Source organism: Legionella genomosp. 1 (genome assembly GCF_900640215.1).
GTDB classification, from domain to species: Bacteria; Pseudomonadota; Gammaproteobacteria; order Legionellales; family Legionellaceae; genus Legionella_C; species Legionella_C quinlivanii_A.
Genome location: NZ_CAAAJH010000025.1, coordinates 1 through 14811, shown reverse-complemented (window position 1 = coordinate 14811; position 14811 = coordinate 1). Strand labels below are relative to the sequence as shown.

The window sequence follows — 14811 nt, the reverse complement described above, 5'->3', positions numbered from 1 at the left end:
ATTACTCCATTATACTGAGTACGCTGTCCTTAATACGCTGGACACTCGGAATGTAAAATTTTTCAAGTTGAAAATAGGGCATTACCGTATCATAGCCCGTTACCCGTTGAACGGGAGCCTGTAAATCACCAAGACAGTTTTCCATTAATTGAGCCGATATTTCTGCACCAACCCCACAGGTTCTTGCTGCTTCATGGACAATCACGCAGCGGCCGGTTTTTTCAACTGAGTTAATAATTGTTTCGATGTCCAAAGGCTTAATAGTTGCCACATCAATCACTTCGCAGGAAATGCCTTCGTCCTGTAATTGTTTGGCAGCCTGCATAGTTTCATGAATGCTGGCGCCCCAACTGACCAGAGTGACATCGCTTCCCTGTTGCAGAGTAAAGCATTTTCCAAGAGGCAGGGCTTCACCGTTATCTTCAACAGGTTGTTTCACCAGACGATAGATACGTTTAGGTTCAAGGAATATTACCGGATCAGGATTTCTGATTGCCGCTAATAATAATCCATAGGCTCTTTTGGGTGAGGAGGGAATCACCACCTGCAATCCAGGTATGTGAGTAAAAAGGGCTTCAGTGCTTTCTGAGTGATGCTCAGGTGCACGAATACCGCCGCCGAAGGGAGCTCTGAAAACAATCGGACAGTGCAGACGGCCGCGAGTTCGATTTCTCATACGCGCCGCATGAGAAAGAATCTGGTTAAATGCAGGATAAATGAAACCCATAAACTGGAATTCAGCAACGGGTTTTATCCCCTGAACTGACATTCCCACTGACAATCCGGCAATCATCGATTCCGCCAGAGGAGTATCAAAAACCCGCTCTTCGCCAAAACGTTCCTGGAGGCCGACAGTGGCTCTGAACACTCCGCCATTTTTGCCCACATCTTCACCAAACACAACGACGTTTTCATCATGTGCCAATTCATAAGCCAGTGCCTGGGTGACTGCTTCTATGAGGGTAATTTCAGGCATTGTCGGCTTCCTCCATTGCAATGGCCCGCTGCTCAATCAGATAATCGGGTAAGGTTTCATAGTGATAATCAAAAATGCTGGTAATTGACTGCCTTTTCTGACCAAGATATTCATCAACCGCTGCCTGAACTTCAGTGCTTGCTTCAATAGTTAGCTGTTCTTCACGAGCCGCATCCCATAAATTGTTTGCCTCAAGGAAATGACGAAATCGGCTGATGGGCTCTTTAGGTTTTGCTGCATCGACTTCATTCTGAGGTTGATAGCGGGTTGCATCATCTGCTGTGGTATGATCACAAAGCCGGTAAGTCAATGCTTCGATGAGCGTTGGTCCTTCACCGCGTCTGGCCTTTTCAATGGCCTCGCCAATGACTTTACGGCAGGCTACTACATCATTTCCATCGACTTGTACGCCTGTAAAACCGGCGGCGATTGCTTTCTGTGCGACAGTTTCTGTTGCTGTCTGTTTGGAAAGAGGTACTGAAATAGCCCACTGGTTGTTATTAACAATAAAAACCACAGGAAGATTCCAGGTGCCGGCAACGTTCATTGCTTCATAGAAATCACCTTCCGATGTACCGCCTTCGCCGATACAGGTTACGGCCACACGAGATTGATGACGATATTTAAAGGCAAAGGCCACGCCTGCTGCATGCAGGCATTGTGACGCGATTGGCACGCAAATTGGGAGATCTTCCTTGTTATTGGCAAAATGGCTTCCACGTTCATCGCCACCCCAATAAGCAAGAATTTCCGACATTTTTACACCACGCTGGAATTGCGCGGCGTAATCCCGATAATAGGGAACAAGCACGTCTTCCGGGCGCATGGCATGACCAATGGCCGTTGATATTGCTTCCTGGCCATTGATAGGGGCATAAGTTCCCATCTTCCCTGTACGCTGTAATGCGATGGCTTTCCGATCAAAGATGCGTGTCCTTACCATAATACGGTAAAGATCCTGCAGAACCTGATCCTCTTTCGCAAAATCAGGTAAGACAGCACAGGCCTCACCATTTTCATTAATACACTGGTTGAATTGAATTTCAAACTGGGCGACTGTTGTCACGGATTTTCTCCTTGTTCACAACATATCGCCATAGAATACTCATTATTTCTCTTAAAAACCATCCTTGTTTGAAACAGTTTTTTCTAAAGGGCTAATGAAGAGCTTTCCTTTTCTGCTGATTCGTATACACCTGTATCTTCAGTTTTCTCACCAGCGTTGCTGGTAGCAGGAACTATATTATCCGTGGCATTTTTGATGAGCTTATTGATGCTCTCGATAAGGTGATTTAGCAAAAGCGTTTTAAAAGGGACCAGTTTTTCCTCGGTAGAATCATTTACTGAATTAAACCGTTTTTCTTCCGAGGGAAAGGCATATTTACCAGTTGAATAAAGGAGGGGAGTAACCAGCGCTTTTAAAGAGCTCCTTAATTGCACTGCAAAGTCCTCATAAATATAGAAATCTCTTGGATCTTTATGCTCGTCTTTCCAGGTGCCCTTTAAGCTGATATTGCCAACAAAAGGGGAGATACAATAGTATTGTACTTTCACATAATTAATCAGATCGCCCATTAATGAAAAAATAAAGCGATCCAGTTCGCTACTGGATTTTTTATGTAATTCCGAAGGTGCGATAACCCCTTTGATCAAGGCATAAATAGAGTACATGCATTGCGCCTGTCCATCTTTTTCGGATTCAAGCATGGCAATTTCAATCTGCTGAGGATGTTTAGAACACTCATTTGAAATACGTTCAATTTCTTTTTTGAACATCCACTCATATTCAAGAGATTCAAGAATAAGCTGTGTCATTCCCGCTAGTAATAAATCAAGTTTCTGACGTTTGGGTTTAAGTTTGATTTTGACTTGTGCCAGAAAAGATTGCAGCGACAGATTATCGTCTTGAATCTGAGTTAACTCAGAGCTGGTAAAATAATGAAAAGCTAATAAGCGACCCATTACCAGTTCCGATTTTTCAGCCTGGCGTTTTATAAATCGCGCCGCCTCTGATTTGGATTTGCTGGTTCTGGCATTAATCTCTCCGTAGGCTTTGAGATTTTCTTCGGTATTTACCATCGCTTCAACAATGGCCCTTTGAAAATAAGAAAAGATTGTTGCGGGAAAAGGGTATTTAGGATCGACCTGCTGTAAAGCGTTCTCAATAATATCAAGAAATTTTTTAAGTTTTCGGATGAGTGACCCTTTGATTTCATATAATTTGGTCATCTCGACTAGATGTAATTCCTTGATGATATCCTGCTCGTCTCTTAACAGCTGCATAGCACTTTTTTGTTTGTCTTTAGTTGTTTTCTCACCAAGCGCATCAAGAAACACCAGGGTTTGGCGCCAGGCTTCGGGTGATCTTTCTTTTGGAATGATTGTGTCGATATTAAAACTTCCCGGGATGTAGGAAGCTTTACCGGATAGCGCGGCAGCATCAAGCGGTTTCAAGGGGGAGCTTTGGCGCATAATTGGTAACTGTACAGAATGACGGGAGTCTTCAGAAGAGGTATCAGCGATTTGACTCTTTGTTCGCTCTCTATTTTCTGAATAGTTTTCCAGTGATAAAGATGCCCTCTGGGTTTTGGTGGCTTTGCTTCCCTGGATACGAGTTGATGTGTTGCGTTTGAACATGGAAAAACCGGGTAGGTTTGTTTTTTCTATGTCTGAGGCTTTACCTGTTTTTTCCGGAACTGATTGTTGTATAGGTACTTCCAGCATCGGATAAGTTTTTATAAATTCCTTTACGTCATCAATGACCGCACGGCTGTCCTCTAGTCGGATCCCATTAATTTGTCTCATGGCGTCCACAATGGCGGCTCGGGGTGTCACCACTTTAAGCAGATCACTCTCTGTCTTAAAAATATATTCGGCTGTGTTGGATTCAGGATTGTACTCCCAGAGCAGGGCAGAATTAGGTATAACCTTTAGAAAACTTACTTTCATATGCAGTTGATAGTTGAGAAATTTAATGGAATCCTTTTTCAATTTAAATTATCATTATTAGGTTAAATTGTACAAAAAGGATGTAACTTGTTCGAGTATAATATATTAGAATTATCTTATCCGTCAAATTTATGTCATAACTATAGTAAATTTAGTCAATTAACTGGCTTTGTGCTTATTGAAAGTGCAGATCAACTTCGAGGTCGTTTTGATATTCTGACAGCATTCCCATATGAGCTTGTTGATGAAAAGCATCTATCGGATTTAAATAATCTGTTCACTTATCTCGATTCATTGTTGCCCCCTGTCCCTTCAAGCTGCGATTTGCCGTTTCAGGGAGGCGCAATAGGCTATTTTTCCTATGATCTGGCTTGTCAGCTCGCTGGAATAGAGATGAAAACCCATCCTGACATGGAGGGTATGCCATTATTTCACCTGGGGCTATATGACTGGGCAATTATAGTTGATCATCATTTAAAAAAAGTGAGTTTATTCGCTGCCAATACCAGGAAGGAAACTCCGGAAATTGCCGCTGCTATGGCGGAGTTATGGCTGCAAGCTGGCAAGGGAGCCGTTACGGATGGTGAGTTCAAAATTCAGCTCCCCCTATGCTCATTTATTTCCTGTGATGATTATCAAAAATCGTTTCGTTTTATTCAGGAAGCGCTATTTCATGGCCGCTGTTATCAGGCTAACTTAACTCAAGGCTTTTCTATGGGTTATGATGGGGACAGTTATGCCATTTATCGAACAATCAGAGCAGTAAATCCTGTTCCCTATGGTGCATTCATTAAGCTTGAAGATGCAGATATTTTATCATTTTCTCCCGAATGCTTTCTGACTTATACGCAAGGTAAATTAACGACTTCTCCAATAAAGGGTACTGCCAGGAATGATGAAAATGAAGCACGTGATAATGCAGCAAGACTGGAATTGATAAATTCTGAAAAAAATCGTGCTGAAAACATAATGATTGTGGACTTACTTCGAAATGATCTGGGGAAAATTGCAAAAACAGGCAGCGTCAGGGTTACTGGGTTATGCGAACTTCAAAGTTATAAAGGCGTTCATCATTTAGTCAGTCATATTGAAGCGGAATGCCGGGAAGATATTGGCATGTTTACAGCGTTTGGGGCCTGTTTTCCTGGTGGTTCGATCACGGGGGCTCCCAAATTAGAGTCAATGAAAGTGATTGCTGAAAGTGAAGCCTTTGCCCGTGGGGTTTATTGTGGAAGTATTGGGTATTTCTCCAATCATGGGCGATTTGATACGAATATTGCTATTCGGACAATTACTGCAAAAGGGAATAAACTCTTGTTTGCCGCAGGTGGAGGTATCGTAACAGATTCAGAGTGTGATAAGGAATATGATGAGTGTTTTATTAAAATTAATCCCATTCTGAAAGGATTGTTAGAGAATGGAAAATAAGATAGCCGCGGTCATCGTTCTTTTTGAAGAAAAGAGCAAATCATTGCTGCTGACTATACGCAATCCTTTTCTGCGCAACCACCCCGGGGAAATCTGTTTTCCTGGCGGTGGCTGGCAAGAAGAGGATCGAAGTCTCCAGGACACCGGTTTACGCGAGTTGTATGAGGAATTGGGTATTGCAGCTGATCGGGTTCGATTAATTTGCCCAATGGAAAAAGAGCATACTCTGACTGGTTATATTATCCACCCATGGTTTGCCTCAGTTAATTCAATAGAGCCGTTCACGCTCAATGCTGCAGAGGTTTCTGAACTATTTATGCTGCCGATTGATCAGATCTGTATACAAGCTAATTATCAGGAGATTGAGTTTAAAAAAGGCGGCTTAACATTCAAAACTATTCGATTTCTTCATGAAAGCAAATTTGTATGGGGCGCTACGGCCAGGATCATGCATCAGTTCTGTGAAAATAATTATTTTAGTCTTTTGGAAATAGGACGAAGTGCAACATTGCCTAGGCTCGATGTTCCATAATGGGAATGGGTTAAAAAAACTGTCTTTGCGAGCGTTAGCGAAGCAATCCACTATTCAAGTTTCGATCTGGATTGCTTCACTTCGTTCGCAAAGACAACAGGTTGGCTGCGAAGAGCTCTATAAGAAGGCTATGATGATGTGCTGCATCAAGCTATTTTTTTATTCTTTGGAAATTGATGCAAGGCATCAGTGATTTGTTTATATAACTCAGGCAGCCATCTGGGTTGAGCAAAATTTGAAGTCGCTGGTTTGGCAACTCGCAAGTCATTGGGCGCGATAATCATCTTGATATTGTTAAGACCTACTCTGCGGCTTAAAAGAAATAATTGATCAATGGCCTTGTCTCCTACAGCAAGGCAGCCAACAGAGAGTGATTTCCCGTGCAGAAATATATCACCCCCCAATTTTGTTCGCCCATCTTTACTTGCTTGCAGCCGATCAAAATTATTCGGGTAATTAATCATCATTGACAAGTGCATACTGCTAAAAGGGTTAAATGTAACCAGTTTATAGACACCTTCCGGGATTTGTCCGTCTCTTTCTTTAAGTTTAGGGCCCAGACGGCCGCTAAATGCAGTTAATGGATAGGTATGGATGTGTTTCCAGTCATGATTATCGTTTTTAGCCCATAACTCAATCTGCCTTTCCTGTTTAAAGGCGAGCAGGGCTATTTCTTTGGGGGGATAAGCCACATTCGCTTTGGAAAAAAAACGAATTAATTCAGGCTCGGTACGTAAACCATATCTGATAATGGCATTATCAACGGCTTGGTTCCAATTCAATTTGGGAGCCATTGCCAGAGATGACTGGCTAAATATAATAAATAAGCTGATTAGCAGTCGTTGCATGGTTTTTTTATGAGATAAATTTTTCACGATAGTACCAAAAAATAATCAATAGAACAAATTGTCAACAGCAATCGAAATGAGTATTTACGGCATTTTCGAATTAACCCCTGAATGAGTGAATTTAGCCTGTAACTGAGGCGGCAGCTGCTTTAAAACATGGGCTGGCGGAATGCGTAAACCGCCAACTGATGGAAGCAGACCATAATAATTGGGACACATGTATTGAACGTTACCTTCAGGACTTATTTTATAAAAAACATAACTATAGTTGCAGTATTCAACTTGTTGGAAGCTTGCCACCTGTAGAAGTGGTGTGTTTTGAAGCCGGTGTTCGATGAAAAACGCATTGATCCATAAATTGCTTATTAAAATTGCTGCACCAGTTACTGCGATTGCTGCTGTTAAACCGGATATATAACGATAAAGTATGCTTTTAGACTGCCTGAACGAATAACACAGCAGATAAACAATACAAATGATCAGAACTATTAGATTGAGAGAGTAGACAGCAGCATGCTTGTAATTGAAATAACTGCCAAGGATTTCACCACCTGCTGTTTTGTATTCCAGCAATACCGCAATAAGGCTGAGCCAAAGTGCCAGAGAAATATAGTTTTTATGACTGGATTTGAAACCATAGGCGAGTAATACCAGACTAATGAGTGGAAAAATAAAATAGATAGAATTCATCAATGAAATCATATTATATTCCTTAAATAGACATCTTGGCGCTGAATTAATCTACACCTATGGGATTATCGCCTAGCCTGCGCGATAAGCTGATGTTAGTTATATTGCTCTACAGCTTGTGAAAGATCAAGTAATAGATTTATGACTGATCAGGATTTTGCGCGTCAATCAGATTGGCATCAGCAAACGGTTATAGCTTTTGTTCAGATCCTTCTGGAACTCGTTGCGGCAGATCTTTGATGAGCAGTATCACCGTCTCTTTGGGAACTTCGACTCCCTGACGGCGCGCAAGATTGAATTTAATCTGTTTCTGGGGAAAGATATGAAGAGACTTGCTCATATAGTACAAAGGAAAGTGTAGAACATTGATAGTATAGGTTTTTTCCTTACTGGACAGCTTAGGGGGCTGATGCGATTCCAGTGTGCCAAGCCATAGAGGTTGCTTCATTGATTTCAAATGAAAATTTGAACGCCACATTCTCAGGATAAGCATGGGTTTTCGCCGGCCTGGCTTAAAAGTCATTACCAGGACTGGTTTTCGGTTTAAATAGAGCGGGGCCATCAGAGGAATTGCTGCAGAATAATTTTTACTAAACCGTTTAAGTAAGGCATAGAACAATGAGTCATTTTGCTTTCGCCAGCCTTGGCGGGTTAACTCTTCCTCCAGATGATTGATGGAGCCGGCATACTGCACATTAAATAAAGCAATTGGTTTGCCGATTCGGTTTGTACGAAACGCAGGCAAAAGGGGGGCTGTCTGATTCCACCAGCGGTCATCGGTAAAAACATACTGCGCATAATAAGGCTGGTGGTTTTTAATTTCCTGATCATGATGCAGCAACGTTCTCAGCAAGGTGCCGGCAAGAATAAGTCCCAGTAGAAAGTATCTCAGCCAGAGAGGACTGACAATAAGAGAAATTTTGCGACGATAAAACAGCCAGTGAATTGTGCTTAAGCCTAATCCGGCCATATAGGCTGACAAGATATCTGTCAACCAGTGATCTCCTAAATAAATAGTGCCAAAACCCGCCAGAATTAATACTGAAATAGCCAGACTGTTAAATGTTCTGGTAACTCTGTTTTTATGCAAATCATTGCTGAAGTACATAAGCATAGTATATTGGGCAGTTGCAAAGCTCAGACCAATGGAAGGATAGGAATTACCGCTCTGAATATTTAACAGACCCTCTGGTCTGGCGCTTGGTATCAGCCAGTGAATGAATAACATGAGCAATGCACAGCTTAAATGCAGATTGATCCAGTAGGCCGCCTGCCGCCAATTGTGTTGCCAGGAATAGATGATGAAAACCCCGGCGCATACTGCCAGTAAATTAATGGGGCTAATTACCGATACCAGAATGATAAAAAAGCTGTCGAAGGAAATTCCGCGCAAGCTCTGTAGAAATAAATGAACGGGCTGATTTAATACAAAAAGACCTTTCTGATCGTAAACCATAAAGGAAATAATCAGTAAACATAGCAAACAGACAAGAAATACCAGGCACAATCCCGCTGTTTGATAATGATTGCTTTCATTGGTAGGCGTTAATCTGGAGATAATCGAAGCCAGATGCGGGTGCCGGCTTGACCAGGACCAAAAGTCATGCAGACTTGTACGTAATAATCGATTAACTCTGACGATTATCCACTTCAAAACTACACTGAATAACCAGATTAAACCGAGTAATAGTAAGACAACTACCAGAAGGCGTGCTGCACTTTCTGGCGAAAGCTCGGAGCTTGCTGCACCAATCAATACTCCAGGCAGAACATAAAGCAGGGACCAGCCGATAGCTGAAATAAAATTGGCGATGAAAAAACGCCATTGGCTCATTCCCATCATGCCGGCAATAACCGGAATGATCGAGCGGAGCGGGCCCACAAAGCGACCAATCAACACACTTTTACCACCGTGGCGTTTAAAATAATCTTTGCCATAGGTTAAAAGGTTGGGATAACGTTTAAATGGCCAGATAGAAATAATACTGTCTCTGAAGGTGTATCCAATAAGATAGCTGATGCTGTCGCCTGCAATGGCTCCTAAAATTGCTGCTATCAGTGTTAAATCCACACGCATTACGCCGGTACCTGCCAGTATACCTATCGCGGTCATAGTGATTGACCCAGGAATGATGCTGCCAATAATGGCTAAGGATTCAGAGAAGGAAACCAAAAAAGTAAAAAATAACGCCCAGTGCGGATTATACTGCAGCCACGAAATCATAGGCTCAATGTAATGGGAGAATAATTGCATACTTGTCAGGTTTCAAAATGCTTTAAAAAAAGTGCTGCAAGCTTTTGTTTCACCTCAGCCAAGTCAATGCCTGGTACATAGTCACTAATCTGAGTCATCTCTAACTGACTAAAGCCACAGGGATTTATGCCTTTAAAGGGTTGCAGGTCCATATTCACATTCAGTGCAATTCCATGATAGGTGCAGCCATTTTTCACCCGTAATCCAATAGATGCAATCTTTTTTTCATTAAAATAGACGCCGGGAGCACCGCAGCGAGTTGTGGCATCAAGTTGATAATTGGCTAACAAGCTAATCAACAAGGCTTCCAGCTGACAAACAAGGGTGCGAATACCAATATGCCTTCGCTTTAAATCCACTAAAACATAGGCGACTAATTGGCCGGGACCATGATAAGTAATCTGACCGCCTCGATCGGACTGGATGACAGGAATGTTCGCTGGATTGAGTAAATGTTCCGGCTTGCCTGCCTGACCTTGGGTATATACTGGAAAATGCTCCAATATCCAGCATTCATCGCTGGTTTCTATCTGTCTGTTGCTGGTGAAGACCTTCATTTCATCCCAAACGGACTGATAGGTTTGTAGTCCAAGATTGCGTATTATCATTATAAAACCATTTTGATATCAGGATGACTGGTAAGCTCCCGGTACAGATTATCCAGTGAAATCTGATCATAAATAAACACAGTCACAGTTACTGAGACATAATTTCCTCGCTCGCTATTTTTAGACTGGATTTTATGATCCGGTGTCTGAGGATAGTGTTTCAGGATGATCTCGGTTATTTCTGCCACGAAACGCTCTGTATTACTTCCAATAATTTTTAAGGGGAAATCACAGGGAAATTCAATCAGACTAGGTTTATCATTCATAGTTTTCTAACCAACTCTTTGTATCGGATATTAATTTTCTGCCAGTAAATTCCCGCCTTACCATCGCCAATCGGAAAATTATTGACTCGGGTAACTGGATAAATTTCTTTGGTACTGCTGGTAATCCACAGTTCGGATGCAGTAAAAATATCTTGTACCGGAATGGGCTCCTCGATAAATTTCCAGTTAAGCTCTTTTATTAATTCTAATGCAATTTCGCGGGTAATGCCTGGAAGGCAATAGTGGTTCAGAGGGGGGGTTCTGATAATATTGTCTTTGCCTAGCAGAAATACATTACTCACACTTCCCTCGGTAACAAAGCCTTTTCTGGTCAGGATGGTCGTATTTGCCCCTTGGCGAATAGCTTCATCATTGAGCAGTACATTAGCCAGCAAAGCGGTTGATTTAATATCGCACCGCTCCCAGCGGTAATCTTCAAGAATTATCGCATGAAGCCCCTCCGCTGCAGCGGATGTGGGAAAGCTGCTATGAAGAGTGAAGGCCACTACTGTAGGTTCTAATTTGTCAGGAATATCATGTTTACGCATTCCCTGATTACCTCGGGTAATCTGAATGTATAACTGCATGTCACCATGGCCATTGAGTCTGATTAATTCATCGAACACAGGCAGCCAATCTATTTGCGGATCAGGGATTCTGGATTTATCGAGACTCGACTCTAAGCGTCTGAGATGCTTTTCAACAAAGAAGGGGCGTCCATCATAGACTGGAATAACTTCATACACTGAGTCAGCAAACAGAAAGCCACGATCGAAGATTGAGATCTTCGCCTCGTGGCTGGGTGTGATTTGTCCATTCAGATAAACGAATTGATTCATTTGTCTTTTATCCAAACCAATGCTTGAACATCAAACGAACGGAATCTTTCATGCGGGTAAAGATGCCGCCTTTTTCAACGGGTTCGAGCGCGTAAACCGGGTGTGTATCAATTGTTTTATCATCAAATTGAACAACCAGCTCGCCAATCTTGTCACCTTTCTCAATCGGTGCCTGGAGACTTTCTGCTACAGTGGTTGTGATATTCAGGCGTTGATATTGGCCATTAGGTATAGTGATGTACTGATCCTGCAGTAAGCCTACATTTAGCTCGCTTGACGCGCCTTTGTATACGGGAACTTTGGTAATACTTTGTCCTGCTTTGTAGAGAGGATGTGTTTCAAAAAAACGAAAACCATAATTCAGAAGACGTTCACTGTCATCTGCCCTGACTGAATCGCTTGGAGAGCCTAGCACGACTGCCAGGAGGCGCATGTTATCTCGTTTGGCAGAAGATACCAGACAAAAACCCGCATCATTGGTATGACCTGTTTTAACCCCATCAACCTGACTATCTCGCCACAGCAGACGATTACGGTTAGGCTGGCGAATTCCATTGTAAGTAAACCATTTTTGACCATACCAGTGATAGTATTGAGGGAAGTTAGTAATCAGCGCACGTCCCAAAATAGCGAGATCTTTGGCAGTAGTATGTAAATTGGGATCTGGCAGGCCGGTACTGTCCGTGAAGTGGCTATTCACCATTCCCAGTTGCTGGGCCTGTTGATTCATAATTTCAGCAAAGCCGGGTTCACTGCCACCGAGATGTTCTGCCATAGCAACACAGGCATCATTACCTGAATCAACAATAATCCCTTTCAGAAGATCTTCAATACTTACCATCTGACCTTCTTTAACAAACATTCTTGAGCCACCTGTTTTCCAGGCTTCGCGGCTGATTCTGACATTATCCGTCAAATGGATCTGGTCGTTGTGCAGCGCATTGGAGATGACGTAAAGAGTCATCATTTTTGTGAGGCTTGCAGGAGGTAATTGTTCCTCACTATTTTTCTCGGCAATAATTTTGCCGCTATTGACGTCGATCAGAATATAGGCTTTGGCATTCAGGGTTGGAGGAGAAGGGGTGATAAGGGGTTTACTGGTAACAGTGGGGCTTGGAATCGGGGTATTAGGCAAAGCTGTATCAGCATAGAATACAGCGCTTTGGAGAAAAAGAGAGGCGGCTAAGGCTACTTTGGAATAAATTTGCAAACACTTCATTTTATTATTTTACTCGCTGTTACAAAAATCCTGTTAGTCTAACACAGCATCAGCCTCCCTCCAATTACCTTCTTAGAAGATTAGCTATCGCATATTTTCAAGTTGATTCAAGGCCGTGTGCAAGCTGCTTGTATCGTCTGACAAAAAATTTTCGTAGAATGTAAATTATTTTCATAGTCATTAAACCACTAAAGTGAGAATTTATGCGTTGGATTGGGTTATTGCCATTGATGTTGCTTACTGCCTGCCAGGGACCTGTAAATACAATCGAGCCTCCCGTGCAGGAAGAGGGTAAAAATATTTCTTCGCCACGCAATAAATCATCAATCCGCCAAAAACAGTCTACTGCTCAGAAAAAAGATGGGGCACCTCCAGGCGCTCCACCAACGCGCTTTCATAAAGTAAACCCGGTCTATGAACCCTTCAGCCGCTATGGAAATCCCGGATCTTACGCTGTAAATGGTCATAATTATGAGGTCATGCGTAGTGCCAGCGGCTATAAGACTAAAGGGATCGCGTCCTGGTATGGAACCAAGTTTCACAGCAGGAGAACATCAAGCGGGGATGACTATGATATGTATGCAATGACCGCTGCGCATAAAACCCTGCCTTTGCCCACCTATGTCCGGGTGAAAAATCTTGAAAATGGGCGAGAGGCGGTGGTTAAGGTGAATGATAGAGGCCCTTTCCACGATGATAGAGTGATTGACCTCTCTTATGCAGCAGCAAGCAAGCTGGGTTTGTTGCCTAAGGGAACCGCCGCGGTAGAAATTGAAGCCTTAACTGTCAGGGAGCCTGGTAAACCGCATATTGCTTATTATTATGTGCAGGCTGGTGCCTTCAATTCTCAGCAATTGGCTGCATTGCTAAGGGAAAAGCTGGCTCGTATCACTCCTTCACCGGTATTTGTTGAAAAGTATAATGAGCGGTTTCTGGTGAAAGTAGGCCCCTTTGCTGAGCGAAACATGACGGATAACCTGAAGCGGCAGCTAGCTCAGCAAGGAGTCGTTGGTGCATTTTCACTGTTACAATAGTTTAATCAGCTATTCGGATCATCGATGACTACCCGAGTTCCTCGTTCGCCATCCTCAGGAACACTGACAAACTCTTCGTTTAACCAGCGGGCATCCTCTGTAAACATCCTGATACAGCCGTGGCTGTCAGGATACCCGGGAACTGTATTACTGCCATGTAAAGCATAGCCGCGGAAGAAATGCATGCAATAAGGCATTTCTGCACCGCCATTATTTCCATCCGCACGCCGTGGGAACGCAGTAGATATACAGTCTATATCCTGTTTTCTAATGACGCGAAAGGAACCCGTCGGGGTTGAGCAGCCTCCATAAACGCCGTGACAGTGAGGATTTCCAGAAGAGATGGGTCCCCACCAAAGTAACTCACCGTCTTCATCATAAGCGCCCCATGCCAGTTTTTTCTGGCTGATGTAAATAGTTTTCTCACCGTCTGATTCAATGTAGCGCGGGAAAGGGGATACGTCATAGATAGTTATTCTGTCCAGATTTTTGGGTATCGCGATAACCATTCCTGTTCTAAGCCTGATGTTCATACGATTAATGCGCCGCACCAAATCCCTGGATTCCTCATTAGGAAAAAGGCTGGCCCAGGTGTCGCCGGATTTAATTTTCATACAAAAATAATCCGGATCATTACAAAGCGTTTCTCCAAATCGGCTTTCTGACCATGCGGCGGGAAGGAGAGAAATCATTAATATTATTATTTTGCACCATTGTCTCATGATTTTACCCCCAATTTATCAACTGGTTGATCTTGATAACGGCACAATTAGAAAAAACTTTATATTTTTTTTGATTAAATGTAATTTTCCAAGTCATCCCGAGCACAACCACGTCATCCGAGCCCCCCCACGTCATCCGAACACCCCCACGTCATCCGAGCACCCCCACGTCATCCGAACACAGCACGTCATCCCGAGCACCGCGAGGGATCTCCCTGCAGTTGCACAGACTTAAATACTATAAAAAGCGCTTGTTAATTGTGATTATAATCAGGTGGTTGCATGAAAAACTATGAACGATATTTACAACGCTTTTGGCTAAAGACCGTGCCATTGAGGGGAGATCCCTCGCTATGCTCGGGATCTGATTTATCCCCACGAAAATGTATAAAAGAGTTGCAGGTTGGATGCCTTAGTGATCAAATAGGCATTTTTTACAGATGTAG

The 14811-nt window shown here is 42.8% G+C and carries 14 protein-coding genes; 3 read left to right on the top strand and 11 right to left on the bottom strand.

All coding sequences use genetic code 11. The annotated features are described in order from the left end of the window. Position 1: 1 nt before the first annotated feature. The 3 genes from E1O89_RS14865 to E1O89_RS14855 form a co-directional block, all read right to left on the bottom strand. Positions 2 to 976 carry an alpha-ketoacid dehydrogenase subunit beta gene (locus E1O89_RS14865; protein WP_133140841.1) on the bottom strand — a complete coding sequence of 325 codons (975 nt, stop codon included), beginning with the start codon at positions 974 to 976 and terminating at the stop codon, positions 2 to 4. Continuing rightward, positions 969 to 2042: a pyruvate dehydrogenase (acetyl-transferring) E1 component subunit alpha gene (gene pdhA / locus E1O89_RS14860; protein WP_133140840.1), complete on the bottom strand. Its 1074-nt coding sequence runs from the start codon at positions 2040 to 2042 to the stop codon at positions 969 to 971. Before pdhA ends, E1O89_RS14865 begins: the two co-directional genes overlap by 8 nt. A gap of 83 nt (positions 2043 to 2125) precedes the next feature. Continuing rightward, a complete protein-coding gene (locus E1O89_RS14855; protein ID WP_133140839.1) occupies positions 2126 to 3967 on the bottom strand; it encodes a hypothetical protein in 1842 nt (613 codons plus the stop codon). A 45-nt stretch (positions 3968 to 4012) separates the two neighbouring features. On the opposite strand from E1O89_RS14855, the gene pabB reads away from it, so the two are divergent. Both pabB and E1O89_RS14845 read left to right on the top strand, forming a co-directional pair. After that, positions 4013 to 5353: an aminodeoxychorismate synthase component I gene (pabB, locus tag E1O89_RS14850; RefSeq protein ID WP_165483178.1), complete on the top strand. Its 1341-nt coding sequence runs from the start codon at positions 4013 to 4015 to the stop codon at positions 5351 to 5353. Beyond that, the gene (locus E1O89_RS14845) at positions 5343 to 5885 is read left to right on the top strand and encodes an NUDIX hydrolase (RefSeq protein ID WP_133140838.1); all 543 of its coding nucleotides are present in this window, start codon (positions 5343 to 5345) and stop codon (positions 5883 to 5885) included. Before pabB ends, E1O89_RS14845 begins: the two co-directional genes overlap by 11 nt. Positions 5886 to 6031: 146 nt before the next feature. Here the strand turns inward: E1O89_RS14845 and E1O89_RS14840 are convergent, their stop codons facing one another. From E1O89_RS14840 to E1O89_RS14810, 7 genes are all read right to left on the bottom strand, one after another. Beyond that, the gene (locus E1O89_RS14840) at positions 6032 to 6733 is read right to left on the bottom strand and encodes a murein L,D-transpeptidase family protein (protein ID WP_187347046.1); all 702 of its coding nucleotides are present in this window, start codon (positions 6731 to 6733) and stop codon (positions 6032 to 6034) included. 84 nt (positions 6734 to 6817) lie between these two features. Beyond that, positions 6818 to 7435 carry a type I secretion system protein LssZ gene (locus tag E1O89_RS14835; RefSeq protein WP_133140837.1) on the bottom strand — a complete coding sequence of 206 codons (618 nt, stop codon included), beginning with the start codon at positions 7433 to 7435 and terminating at the stop codon, positions 6818 to 6820. A gap of 178 nt (positions 7436 to 7613) precedes the next feature. After that, positions 7614 to 9647, bottom strand: a complete 2034-nt coding sequence (locus tag E1O89_RS14830) for a bifunctional DedA family/phosphatase PAP2 family protein (protein WP_165483177.1) — start codon at positions 9645 to 9647, stop codon at positions 7614 to 7616. Positions 9648 to 9682: 35 nt separating this feature from the next. Then, positions 9683 to 10285, bottom strand: coding sequence for a lipoyl(octanoyl) transferase LipB (gene lipB / locus E1O89_RS14825; protein ID WP_133140835.1), 603 nt, complete (start codon positions 10283 to 10285; stop codon positions 9683 to 9685). Next, positions 10285 to 10551 carry a YbeD family protein gene (locus E1O89_RS14820; protein ID WP_133140834.1) on the bottom strand — a complete coding sequence of 89 codons (267 nt, stop codon included), beginning with the start codon at positions 10549 to 10551 and terminating at the stop codon, positions 10285 to 10287. The genes lipB and E1O89_RS14820 overlap by 1 nt, the downstream gene beginning before the upstream one ends. Continuing rightward, a complete protein-coding gene (locus E1O89_RS14815; protein WP_133140833.1) occupies positions 10548 to 11390 on the bottom strand; it encodes an aminotransferase class IV in 843 nt (280 codons plus the stop codon). Before E1O89_RS14815 ends, E1O89_RS14820 begins: the two co-directional genes overlap by 4 nt. A 7-nt stretch (positions 11391 to 11397) precedes the next feature. Further along, positions 11398 to 12609 (bottom strand): D-alanyl-D-alanine carboxypeptidase family protein, encoded by a 1212-nt coding sequence (locus tag E1O89_RS14810; protein ID WP_133140832.1) that lies wholly within the window; start codon positions 12607 to 12609, stop codon positions 11398 to 11400. A 203-nt stretch (positions 12610 to 12812) separates the two neighbouring features. On the opposite strand from E1O89_RS14810, the gene E1O89_RS14805 reads away from it, so the two are divergent. Then, positions 12813 to 13643, top strand: a complete 831-nt coding sequence (locus E1O89_RS14805; protein ID WP_133140831.1) for a septal ring lytic transglycosylase RlpA family protein — start codon at positions 12813 to 12815, stop codon at positions 13641 to 13643. A gap of 5 nt (positions 13644 to 13648) precedes the next feature. Here the strand turns inward: E1O89_RS14805 and E1O89_RS14800 are convergent, their stop codons facing one another. Further along, a complete protein-coding gene (locus tag E1O89_RS14800; RefSeq protein WP_370637234.1) occupies positions 13649 to 14335 on the bottom strand; it encodes a L,D-transpeptidase in 687 nt (228 codons plus the stop codon). Positions 14336 to 14811 lie beyond the last annotated feature (476 nt).

Bases quoted from the DNA above. Each gene is read 5' to 3' on its own strand.
- E1O89_RS14865 (WP_133140841.1), bottom strand. From the start codon at position 976: ATGCCTGAAATTACCCTCATAGAAGCAGTCACCCAGGCACTGGCTTAT.
- E1O89_RS14845 (WP_133140838.1), top strand. From the start codon at position 5,343: ATGGAAAATAAGATAGCCGCGGTCATCGTTCTTTTTGAAGAAAAGAGC.
- E1O89_RS14840 (WP_187347046.1), bottom strand. From the start codon at position 6,733: ATGCAACGACTGCTAATCAGCTTATTTATTATATTTAGCCAGTCATCT.
- E1O89_RS14835 (WP_133140837.1), bottom strand. From the start codon at position 7,435: ATGATTTCATTGATGAATTCTATCTATTTTATTTTTCCACTCATTAGT.
- E1O89_RS14830 (WP_165483177.1), bottom strand. From the start codon at position 9,647: ATGATTTCGTGGCTGCAGTATAATCCGCACTGGGCGTTATTTTTTACT.
- lipB (WP_133140835.1), bottom strand. From the start codon at position 10,285: ATGATAATACGCAATCTTGGACTACAAACCTATCAGTCCGTTTGGGAT.
- E1O89_RS14820 (WP_133140834.1), bottom strand. From the start codon at position 10,551: ATGAATGATAAACCTAGTCTGATTGAATTTCCCTGTGATTTCCCCTTA.
- E1O89_RS14815 (WP_133140833.1), bottom strand. From the start codon at position 11,390: ATGAATCAATTCGTTTATCTGAATGGACAAATCACACCCAGCCACGAG.
- E1O89_RS14810 (WP_133140832.1), bottom strand. From the start codon at position 12,609: ATGAAGTGTTTGCAAATTTATTCCAAAGTAGCCTTAGCCGCCTCTCTT.
- E1O89_RS14805 (WP_133140831.1), top strand. From the start codon at position 12,813: ATGCGTTGGATTGGGTTATTGCCATTGATGTTGCTTACTGCCTGCCAG.
- E1O89_RS14800 (WP_370637234.1), bottom strand. From the start codon at position 14,335: ATGATTTCTCTCCTTCCCGCCGCATGGTCAGAAAGCCGATTTGGAGAA.